Raw genomic sequence first — 12,438 nt, forward strand, 5'->3', positions numbered from 1 at the left:
TTTAAATATACACGGTGAATCTTGAAATTCTTGATGCTTTACTATTTTTAAATATTCGGCTGAACCATTGAATTTGCGTCACAAAGGTATTCATCGCTTGGTTAATTAACATTATTATCCATTGATGTCTTATAAGTTTAATCTGCAATTGTATTCTGATTAAGAAACAGTTAATAAATACTGGCAATTTTTTGATTTAGCTATTTTTTAATTTTATCTCCAAAAGAATTAATTTCATATTAAACAGAAAGGTTCTTAATAATTGCTTTAAAAAACAGTTAAGTCAAGGTTAAATTAGGAGATTATTGAGTTCTTTAAAATTACTAGTTATCGGTAATTGTTGAATAATTTTACAATTTACTCAGAAGTTGCCTGTATTTTGGCAATTGCTTTATATAAATTGATAAACATCATAAATATCATGATTTTCGTACATAAGATATTTGCTTAATAAAAATGCTATAAGCCTTGAACAGTGAGGATTCAATATCAATTCCAACAAAAACTTAAAAAAAAATAAAAACAAATTTACTAATTTAGTAGTACAAGCTGAAAGCATAGCTGAGTAATGAAAAATTAGATATTTAGCAAATAGTTTATATTTCTTTATACTTAACTACTATCTTATATTTATTAGTCCTGCTATTATTTTTTACAGTCATTCTCAAGATGGTTAAAAAAATTGCCAAAGCAAAAATTCAGATAAAAAAACCACAAGATAGAAACTGGAAGGCTACGCATCAGTAGCTGTTGATTAATTAGAATCAAGTATATCTTGTACATCTTGGCAATTTAATCAAAAACAAGGGTTACTAATCCCAAACCTGTTTCCAAGCATCAAGCCAGAGAGTATTCGGGGGGAAACTTTCTAGGCTAGGTAATGAATGATAGGTGCTAGTTTGTGGACTTTGTTGAAGATTCGGGAGAGAATAAGGTTTTATTGTATGGCTTTTTTGAATAATTGCTGAATACGAGGATGAAAATTAAAAGTTTAATCTTTCAAACTCTTAAGTTTCCGCTTCTTAGGAAGGATAATGAAAAAATAATAGAAGCCTCAGAGATTTTTACCTATATTGTGATTATGCTACCTATAGTCAGATAGTTAGCATAATTATTGACACTGAAGTCTGTAGCTATAGAAAAAGGTTACATAGCATTTGCTAGTCTGCTGAGGTACAAATTGCGTTCATCTGGGGTTAATTATTTTTGTTTGTATCTCATCAGGGTAATAAAGGCTATAGCAAGGTTTTGACACTAATATTGTGAGTGCTTGAAATCAGTTATTAAGCACTTTTGATTTTCGCACTAATACTTCTGGACTAGACTTATTCGTTTATCCTTACTATGAATATACCGATGAAAACATCTACTACTCCTATTGCAATAATTGGCATGGGTTGTTGGTATCCTGGAGCGCGTAATTTACGACAACTCTGGGAAAATATACTTGCAAGGCGGCAAGAATTTCGACGCACACCAGACCAAAGATTACCACTTGCTCAGTATTACGATGCAGACCGCAGCACACCAGATAAGACTTATGGAAGTCGGATGGCTGTGATTGATGGCTTTGAGTTTGACTGGTTAACTAAACGCATTCCTAAAACAGTCGTAGATGCTGCGGATATTGCTCACTGGCTAGCTTTAGAAGTTGCAGTGCAAGCTTTAGAAGATGCTGGATATACTCGTACAAATGTTCCGATAGAGCGTACTGGTGTTTTAGTGGGAAACACAATGACCGGAGAGTTTTCCCGCTCCACTAATGTGCGTTTACGTTGGCCTTATGTCCGACGCGCTTTAGTAGCAGCAATGGAGGCGAGAGGTATATCAGCACAGGCAATAGATGCGATCGCACAGACGATGGAGGATTACTACAAATCTGTGTTCTCACCAATTACTGAGGACACCCTTTCAGGTAATCTTTCCAATACAATTGCTGGCAGAATTTGCAACTTCTTCAACTTCCACGGGGGTGGTTATACAGTTGATGGTGCTTGTTCTTCTTCATTACTGGCAGTAGCTAACGCTGCTAACGCTTTAAGTAACGGTGATTTAGACTTAGCCTTTGCTGGTGGTGTAGATATCAGTTTAGATACATTTGAATTGATTGGATTTGCTAAAACTGGCGCACTGACAAGCAAAGATATGACAGTTTACGATCGCCAAGCTAGTGGTTTCATTCCCGGCGAAGGCTGTGGCTTTGTAGTGTTAAAGCGATTAGCAGATGCGCGTGCGGATGGTAATTATGTCTATGCAGTCTTGAATGGTTGGGGAATTTCCTCCGACGGTAAAGGCGGCTTGACTGCACCTAGCCGAGAAGGACAAGCAATGGCCTTGCGCCGTGCATACGAGCGAGCAGGTTACAGCCCCCATATCCTTGATTTCATTGAGGGACATGGCACTGGGACACCCGTTGGCGATCGCACCGAACTCGAAGGTATTGCTTTAGCAATGGGCGTTGATGGTGAAATTAGCGATCGCTCCTGTGGTGTGACTTCCTTCAAATCCCTGGTTGGGCATACAAAAGCGGCGGCTGGAGTTGGTGCATTCATCAAAGCCATCATGGCTGTCAATCGGCGGATTTTGCCACCAGTAGCAGGTTGTCAAGAACCCAACCCAGTATTTGCCACCACAGCACGCTGTCTCTACCCCATTCTGCAAGGACAGGTAAAAAGCCACACAGATATCTTACGAGCTGGGGTTTCCGCGATGGGATTCGGCGGGATTAATTGCCACGTCACCCTAGAATCAGGAGATGCTCCGGCGGCTCATCTCCAACCAGCTATTCCAGAACAAGCTTTACTCGTTTCCCATCAAGATACAGAAATATTCGTCCTCTCTGCGGTATCCGTTTCTGCTTTATTGCAACGCACATTAGCAGTGAACAATATTGCAGTCGGCTTGAGTGTCAGTGAATTAGTGGATTTAGCCGCCCACTTAACCCGCGAACTAGAACCACATTTACCAATTCGGGCGACAGTGATCGCGGGAACACCAGAAGAACTATCCGAACGTCTCAACCTCCTAGCAAAAATATTGCGGGAAACACCCCCAGCACCTGGAGAGTTTTTTGTCAATCCCCAAAGAGAAGTTTGGGTAGGGAATAGTGTGCGTCGTCAGCGAGTCGGCTTTTTATTCCCCGGACAAGGCTCTCAAAAATTGAATATGGCGCGATCGCTCATAGAACGATATCAATGGGCAAAAGACCTTGTAGAACAAGCAGATATTTGCTTAGAAGAAATTGGCTTGTCGGGAATCCGAGAGCGCACTTATCAACCACTTGACCGTGTAGCTAACCAGGAACAATTGGCGGCATGGTCAACAGAGCTAGCACAAACTGAAGTTGCTCAACCAGCCATTTGCCTAGCTTCTTTAATTTGGATGCGCTACCTGAATCGCCTTGGTATTCAACCCATAGCAGTAGGTGGTCATAGCTTAGGAGAACTGAGTGCAGTCTATGCAGCAGGGGGAATAGATGAAAAAACCCTCTTGTGTTTAGCTGGAGTGCGGGGACAGGCTATGTCTGCATCACATCAGAGCGATCGCCCTGGTGCAATGGCCAGTTTAAATTGTTCTCGTGAGCAAGCTGAAAAACTTTTAAGTCAAGTTAGCGGCTACATTGTCATTGCCAATATCAATAGCCCCTCGCAAACAGTTGTTTCCGGTGAACAAGCTAGTGTAGAACAGGTGGTAGAACTAGCGACAGCTGCCCAGATTAAAGCAGTGCGCCTGGCAGTTACCAACGGATTTCATTCACAACTGGTTGCAGATGCTGCCACACATCTGCGGCAAAGTAAACTGATACCAGAGCAGTTACAAAAGCTAGGAGTGCCATTATTCTCCAGTGTGAATGGACAACCACTAGCACCAGGGCTATCATTGCCAGATTACTTAGCTGATCAAGCGATCGCCCAAGTAGATTTTATCTCTCTGATCAAAACCCTAGAACAGAAATGTGACCTCCTCATAGAAGTAGGGCCGGGGAAAGTCCTGTCTGGTCTAGTCAAGGATATTGTTGGTGCAAACGGGCTACTTTGTCTACCAGTAGAATCAAAAGCCGGCATGGATAAAGATTTGAATATCATGCTATCTGGCTTATTTATCCACGGTGGGGACATCAACTGGGCAACCCTCTACGAAAGTCGTCTTGTTCGTCCCTTCATTCCCGCATCACAACGCATATTTATTGAAAACCCCTTAGAACGGCAATTTCAACCATCGAAGGCAGCATCTCCAATTGAGCTTTTGGCTAATCCCATCGCTAATTCACAAAATCAAGTACCGTGGGATTTGCTTGCTGATTACTTATCTGAGCGTGGTAAGTTTCTTACAGAAGTTATGCGAGCAGATTTACAAAGCTCTCATCCCTTAGCAAAAGCTCAAACAGGAAATGGTAACGGCCACACAACACTATTAGTCAACGGGAACGGGAACGGCCATCATCCAACCACAACACTATTAGTCAACGGTAATGGTAACGGTCATCATCCAACCACAACACTATTAGCAAACGGTAATGGTAACGGCCATCATCCAGCGATCGCAAATGGTTCTAAAAATGGGTCAGCCTTCAGTATTGAAAACATCTTAGTCAACTTAATTACTCAACATACAGGATTTCCGCCAGAGAGTATTACACTGCAAATCAGACTCTTGGATGATTTAAATCTAGATTCCATCAAAGCTGGAGAAATCATTGCTACTGCCGCCAGGGAAATTGGCGTAGCTGGTTTAGTTGATCCCACGACTTTGGCGAATGCAACTATCCAAGAGGTTGCGGAAGCTCTGCGGGTAGCTCTCCCAGGCAGTGATCATGGAGCAAAAGAGTCAACCATGACTCTCAACATTGAAAGCTTACTGGTGAACTTAATTACTCAACATACAGGATTTCCCCAAGAGAGCATTACACTCCAGATTAGACTCTTGGATGATTTAAATCTAGATTCCATCAAAGCCGGAGAAGTCATTGCTACCGCCGCCAGGGAAATTGGCGTAGCCGGTCTAGTTGATCCCACAACTTTGGCGAATGCAACTATCCAAGAGGTTGCCGAAGCATTGCGGGCGGCTGTACCAGAGGGTAACGATAATGGTCATCATGCAGTCATCAACAGCAGTCACAATAGCTCAAATGCCACTGTGCAAGCAGCTGTAGGTGTAGCTTTAACAGAAGCGATCGCAGGTAAAAACCCCACACCAGAACAGTACAAACCTGCCCAGGTACGTGATTACATCGTCCAAGCAGTACCAGAGGAATTTACAGCAGTTACCTTGGGTAAACATTCTGAGGAGAAATGGCAAACCGCTAATGTCTTGATTCTGTGTGAATCGCCAGAACAAGAGATAGCACAGACATTGTGTCAGCAACTCCAAAGTTACGGCTCTCAAGTACAAACAATTTCCTACACTACAGCCCGCGCTCAGACTCTCATTAGTAGCGTTGATTTCAGTCATTTTATTGCTATCTTGCCGCAAACAAGCAATAGTCAAATATCGACAGATCAGCGTTTGCTCGATATGATTGAACGCTTACGCAGCATCGCCACCCCACCAAAAAAAGCTCAGACTGCCCGTGAGCATACAACAGTAGCCTATATTCAATTTGGTGGCGGACATTTTGCCACACAATCACCACTAGCGGAGATTGAGCAGTGCTGTGCAGTCGGTTTTGCTGCTAGTGTTCATCTTGAGCGGGCTGATCTCAAAGTCCGAGTCATAGATTTTTCTGCCGCCATTAACTCAACTCACCTAGCTGAATGCGTTATTAAAGAGCTTTCTAGCGCACACGTTTATCTCTGTGTCGGCTACGATCAAAATTTAACACGATATATCCCTCGTCCCCTGGTACAAGAACCAGTCGATTATCAAAGCCGAGAAATTATTTGGTCTACTGATGATGTGATTCTTGTAACTGGTGGTGGTAAAGGCATCACCGCAGAGTGCGCTCTAGCTCTAGCTCGGAATACAGGGGTGAAGATGGCACTTGTCGGGCGATCGCCGCACCCCCACGGCAATACAGAAAGACGTGGCGGCACAAGTACAGAGATTGCTCAAACTTTGGAACGGTTCAACGCCGAAGGATTAACTTGTCAGTATTATGAATGCGATATTTCTGACTACGATGCAGTGGTATCTTTACTGGCGGAAGTTAGCCAAGATTTAGGTATAATTACAGGTGTAATTCATGGTGCGGCACTCAACAAGCCTCGGTTAGTAGAGCAGGTATCTGGGGAAGCAGCATTTGATGAAGTCAAACCAAAGCTCAAAGGTGTTTTGAATTTGTGTCAGGCACTAGCAGAGACTTCCCTGAAGTTGTTTGTCGGGTTCTCATCCGTCATTGGGATTACAGGGATGCAACGCAATGCTTGGTATGGCTTTGCTAACGAAACCTTGGATCTGATTTTACGCCGTTATCAACTGCAACATCCAGAAGTGGCCGTGATCACGATGGCGTTTAGTGTGTGGGAAGAAGTCGGTATGGGTGCAAGAATGGGCAGCGTCCGTAATCTTGCCAAGATGGGAATTAAAGCCATTCCCAAAAATGCAGGTGTAGCTCGATTTTTACATTTGATTAAAAATGACCCAGGAGACACCCGCATTGTGATTGCTGCCCCAATGCAGGCTCTATCTGCCTTTGAAGCCAACGGTTTAGACACTTGGTATCCCCAAAGATTTTTACCTCGTGCAGATTTAAAATTCTTGGAGCGGATTTTACTTTGTGAACCGGGAGTAGAGATTCTGGCACGAACACACCTCAGCTTGGAGCGAGATTCTTACTTGCTTGACCATCTGTATAAAGGTTCGTATTTGTTCCCGACGGTGTTTGGTTTGGAGGCGATGGCGCAAGCGGTTGCTTATGTTACGAATGTGCCGAACTTCCGCACCGTTCGCATTGAAGATATTCGCCTAGAGCGTCCCATAGTTGTAGATCCTCAAAAGGGAGTGGATATCGAAATTTATGCAGAAGTACCGGAACGAGAATTTAAAAATTCTCAGCAACGGGTATATGTAGCAATTAAGACAGAGCAAACAGGATTTGCTATTAGCCATTTTTCTGCTACTTTTGTCTTAGGTGAAGAAGACAAGCCATCGGTAGAACCCATCAATCTTCCAGAATGGCCTTTAGATATTGACCCACAAAAAGACCTCTACAGTTGGTTGCTGTTCCAAGGCCCCAGTTTCCAACGTTTGCAACAGATTTATACCCTCAATTCTAGAGAGTGTGTCTTCCGCACACAAACCAATTCATTCTTAGCTTCAGGAGAGGAAGGTAATTTAAATCGATCGCATGGTAAATTCTGGCTAGGAGATCCCTATTGTCGAGATTCATTACTGCAAGTCGGGCAATTGGTGATTCCTCAAGACCTGTGTTTACCAGTCCGCATTGACAGCATCGAAATTTATCAACCAGACAGTGAGGTTTCTTCTTATATTGGGGTGAGTCAACCCCAAGGTCGGGAAGGTAAACAGTATCAAAACAGCGTTTTTATCACAACTGCCGATGGGCAACTCGTAGAAAAACTCAATGGTTATCAACTGCGGATACTAGAACACCGCAAAGATCATCCAACCGTAGAAGAATTAGCTGATCCTACCCAAAGAGATGAGTGGATTCTCCGCCGAAAATTGAGCAACCAAGCGCATATTTTTGGGGTTGCTGCTCCTGAAGTTGCCTTAGCTTATCTTCCCGGAATACATAATTTACTGTCAGCTACACGCCATGAATTAGAACTACCACTATTTGATCAAGCGATCGCACAAATATTCCACAGTAATTCTCAGATCATCCCAGAATACCAAATCCAGTGGACTGATTCTGGCAAACCAATAGTTGATGGCTTAGACGCACAGGGTGTAGTAGTTTCGCTTTCCCACGATGAGCGAGTTTGTATTTGTGTTGCTGGCTATGGCGCGCAAGGTTGTGACATCGAGCCAATCACACATCGCACCCGCCAAGACTGGACGGCTTTGCTGAGTAATTCTCGTGAGCAGTTAATGCAAGAGTTACTAGCAGCTAATAGTTCTGTAGCTCATAGTGGTACACGAATTTGGAGTGCGATCGAAGCCCTACGTAAAGCTACTGAAGTCAAGCTCATTAATTTACTAATTGAACGTATAGAAGGAGACAGCGTTTTATTTAGTGATGCTGATGCCAACAGTCAACTCAAAGTTCTCACATTCCCTGTGAGACTCACACGAGGGTTAGAAAAAATGGTTGCCTTCGTGGTGCAAGATATACAGCCTAGTATGTAACATCAAGTCCACTGCATCACTAAAAAGGAACACTGGTTGGGAAAAGCTTCGCCGTGAGTTTCGGCAGGCTCAACTTCCGCGTCAGCCGAACGGGAACATAACAGGCAAGCAATGTTGTTTCTCACGAGAAAAACCTCACTGTTGCCCGTTCCCTGTTCCCCGTTAACTGTTAACTTCAACTATTAATCAATCAACAGGAAACATCAATGAACAACAATCAATCTTTAGTCTACGATGTGGTGATTATGGGTGCTGGGATAGCAGGAGTTTCTCAAGCTCGTCACCTGTTACTTAATATTCCTAATATTAAAGTCGCATTAATAGACCCACGTCCCGAAGAACGTACAGAAAAAGACTTAAAAGTCGGAGAATCTACTGTTGAAGTTTCTACAATGTTCTTCGGTAAAGAATTAGGTCTTTACGATTACTTAATTGAAAATCATCCTCCTAAATACGGTTTGAATTTTCATTGGGCTAAACAACCAAAACAAACAGATAATATAGACGACTATCATCATATTTGGTGTACTCGTCAACCCTCCCTTGCTTCTACTTTGATGAACCGCGCCAAGTTTGAGCGTGATGTCTTGAAAATGAACAAGGAAATGGGGGCTACTTTCTACAATGGTCGTGTAGTTGATGTAGAACTAACCTCTGGTGATGCTCTGAATATAGTTAAAATCAAAGTTGACAATAACTATTTAGAATTGCAGGCTAAACACGTTGTTGATGCTGCCGGTCGTCGCTTCCTGATTGGCAACAAAACCGACAATTTAATCTTTGATTCGGAAGACCTCTACGGTGTCAAAAATGGTTCAGCATGGGTGAGGATAAAAAATGTAGACCGGACAATTTTTCATAGTGGTTATGACCCACATGGCGCAACTTGCAGCCATTACTATGCTACAAATCACATGATGGGACATGGACATTGGGTGTGGGTAATTCCTACTGATACTCAAACAATGGAATTATCTATTGGTATTGCTCATCATCACAGTGTGATTCCTCCCCATACTATCAATACCAAAGAAAAATTCTATGCCTTTTTAGAAAAGAATCATAACATTCTCTATCGATTAATTCAGAGTGGGGAAGACATCGATTTTCATTACTTACCAAGATTACCCCACAAAAGTAAAACTTTGTTTTCTGAAGATAATTGGTATGTAATTGGCGATGCGGCGGCGATATTTGATCCTTTCTACTCTTTGGGAATGGTAATGATGACCTTTGAGATTGAAAGTATTACAGAAATTGTTCGTAGTAAGTTAGCAGCAGAGCCTGATGCTGAGAAAAAACGGGCTGTTTATAATGCTTTTAATCTGGGGACTATACGCTCTAACAATCATCTCATCCACGCTCATGACAGACAACTTGGTGATGCTAGCATCATGAGTTGGCGGATATTTTTAGAAAATATGTGGTGGTTTGGTATTATAGTACCTTTATATGTCGGAAAATGGCATTTAGACTTGAAGTTTTTGCGGAAGTTTGGTAAACAAGGTCGGAATATTATTACTTCCCTAATGACGGATGTTTATCAACAGTTTGACCAACTCATAGAACGGCAAGTAAATTTAGGGTTTATGTATACCCATCGTGCCGACCAATTGCCTTTTGATTACTATGTAACTAAAGACTTTGACACTTACCTACAAGATACTAAGTACGAACCCAAGAAGTGTAATGTCTATGCCTACATGAAACATACTTACTTCTTTGTGGCTCTATGGTATCTAAAGTTTTTATGGAAAGGTTTTGGTATTACTGGCTTATTATCACCACGTAATCTTTCCCATATCTTCAAGTTGCTCAAGGCATCTGGGGAATGTGCTGTAGATGAATTGATCTTCAAATTGAAGAATAAAGACTTGCCAAATAGTGTGGCGATCGCTCAAGCTAGAAAAGAGTTTGAAAGTTATCAATATCAACCAGAGTTGCAACCTTGGATACAAACACCAAGCGAACCAGTTTTGCAATCAAATGGTAAACATTCTTCTCCAGTTCGGGACTTAGTCAGCTTGCACATGGAATGAGATTTTGTGGCTAGTTTTATAGCGTTTCCTAGCCTGCTGAGGTACAAATCTCTGCGTACCTTTGCGCTTTACTTTGCGCCCCTACCCTGCGGGTTCCGCCCTTGGCGGTATGCGTTTCAAAATATTACCCATACCTCACTTAACTGGGAATCGCTATATCTAGTTGCCCTAACTTTACCTATCAAGCATTTTGGTGATGGTGTATCTAGAATCTGTCGAACTCAAACACCATCACCAACCACCAGAAAATTCTATTCCCTTCAACTATTAGTAAATCAACAGGAAACATCAATGAACAATCATCAATCTTTAGTCTACGATGTAGTGATTATGGGTGCTGGGATAGCAGGGGTTTGTCAAGCTCGTCACCTGTTATTAAACATTCCTAATATTAAAGTGGCATTAGTTGACCCACGTCCCGAAGAACGCACCGAAAAAGACTTAAAAGTCGGAGAATCAACTGTAGAAATTTCCACAATGTTCTTCGGTAAAGAATTAGGTCTTTACGATTACTTAATTGAAAATCATCCTCCCAAATACGGATTAAACTATCATTGGGCTAAACAACCTGAACAAACCGCAAATATTGACGATTACTATCACGTCTGGTCTATTAAACAGCCTCCTCTTGCCTCTACTTTGATGAACCGCGCCAAGTTTGAGCGTGATGTCTTGAAAATGAACAAGGAAATGGGGGCTACTTTCTACAATGGTCGTGTAGTTGATGTAGAACTCACTTCTGGTGATGCTCTGAATATAGTTAAAATCAAAGTTGACAATAACTATTTAGAATTGCAAGCTAAACACATTGTTGATGCTGCCGGTCGTCGCTTCCTGATTGGTAATAAAACAAATAATGTCATCTCCGGTGAGGAGAACCTCCACGGACTAAATAACGGTTCAGCATGGGTGAGAGTAAAAAATGTAGACCGGACAATTTTTCATAGTGGTTATGACCCACATGGCGCAACTTGCAGCCATTACTATGCTACAAATCACATGATGGGACACGGACATTGGGTGTGGGTAATTCCTACTGATACTCAAACAATGGAATTATCGATTGGTATTGCTCATCATCACAGTGTGATTCCTCCCCATACTATCAATACCAAAGAAAAATTTTATGCCTTTTTAGAAAAGAATCATAACATTCTTTACCGATTAATTCAGAGTGGGGAAGACATCGATTTTCATTATTTACCAAGATTACCTCATAAGAGTAAAACTTTGTTTTCTGAAGATAATTGGTATGTAATTGGCGATGCGGCGGCGATATTTGATCCTTTCTACTCTTTGGGAATGGTAATGATGACCTTTGAGATTGAAAGTATTACGGAAATTGTTCGGAGTAAGTTAGCAGCAGAGCCTGATGCTGAGAAAAAACGGGCTGTTTATAATGCTTTTAATCTTGGTTATGTAGAGTCTTGCAATCATCTCCTCCGCCATCATGAAAAACAACTCGGTGATGCTAGTGTCATGAGTTGGCGTATGTATCTAGAAAATATGTGGTGGTTTGGCATGATTGTGCCTATGTATGTCGGAAAATGGCATTTAGATTTACAGTTCTTACGTAAATTTGGTAAACAAACTCGCGGAGTTGTCAGAACACTCATGGTTCATGTATATGAGCAGTTTAATCAACTCATTGAACAAGATACTAATATTGGTTTGATGTATATCCATCGCGGTGGTCAATTACCTTTTGGTTACTACATCACCAAAGAATTTGATAGTTACTTACAAGATACTAAATACGAATCCAAAAAATGTAATGTTTATGCCTATATGAAAAACATTTACTTTTTTGTGGCTCTATGGTACATGAAATTCTTGTGGAAAGGTTTTGGTATTGCTGGCTTATTATCACCGCGCAATCTTTATCATGTATTTAATTTACTCAAAGCGTCTGGGGAATGTCTATTAAATGATTTAATATTCAAATTCCAATCCAGAGATGTGCCTGCTAGCACTAATATTGCTAACATGACAGCAGAGTTTCAGAGTTATCAATACAGACCTGAGCTACAACCTTGGATAGAAAAAGTAGCTGAACCATCCTTGCAATCAAATGCTGAAAATACAGCCAAAGTACCAGAATTAGTCCACTAGTATCACTTGATGGGGGTTTAAATCTGACTTTTCACAT

The 12,438-nt window shown here is 41.6% G+C and carries 4 protein-coding genes; 3 read left to right on the top strand and 1 reads right to left on the bottom strand.

Annotated elements, in window-relative coordinates:
- Window positions 1-1,356: 1,356 nt before the first annotated feature.
- Complete coding sequence (locus tag ACPZ3T_RS04610; protein ID WP_490273843.1) at window positions 1,357-8,250, top strand: SDR family NAD(P)-dependent oxidoreductase; 6,894 nt, start codon at window positions 1,357-1,359, stop codon at window positions 8,248-8,250.
- Window positions 8,251-8,252: 2 nt separating this feature from the next.
- Here the strand turns inward: ACPZ3T_RS04610 and ACPZ3T_RS04615 are convergent, their stop codons facing one another.
- The gene (locus ACPZ3T_RS04615; protein WP_490273845.1) at window positions 8,253-8,375 is read right to left on the bottom strand and encodes a hypothetical protein; all 123 of its coding nucleotides are present in this window, start codon (window positions 8,373-8,375) and stop codon (window positions 8,253-8,255) included.
- 81 nt (window positions 8,376-8,456) lie between these two features.
- Here ACPZ3T_RS04615 and ACPZ3T_RS04620 point away from each other — a divergent pair, with 81 nt between their 5' ends.
- A complete protein-coding gene (locus ACPZ3T_RS04620) occupies window positions 8,457-10,289 on the top strand; it encodes a lycopene cyclase family protein (protein WP_490273847.1) in 1,833 nt (610 codons plus the stop codon).
- Window positions 10,290-10,295: 6 nt separating this feature from the next.
- The gene (locus ACPZ3T_RS04625) at window positions 10,296-12,401 is read left to right on the top strand and encodes an NAD(P)/FAD-dependent oxidoreductase (RefSeq protein WP_490273849.1); all 2,106 of its coding nucleotides are present in this window, start codon (window positions 10,296-10,298) and stop codon (window positions 12,399-12,401) included.
- Window positions 12,402-12,438 lie beyond the last annotated feature (37 nt).

Source organism: Aliinostoc maniaoense (assembly GCF_058172895.1).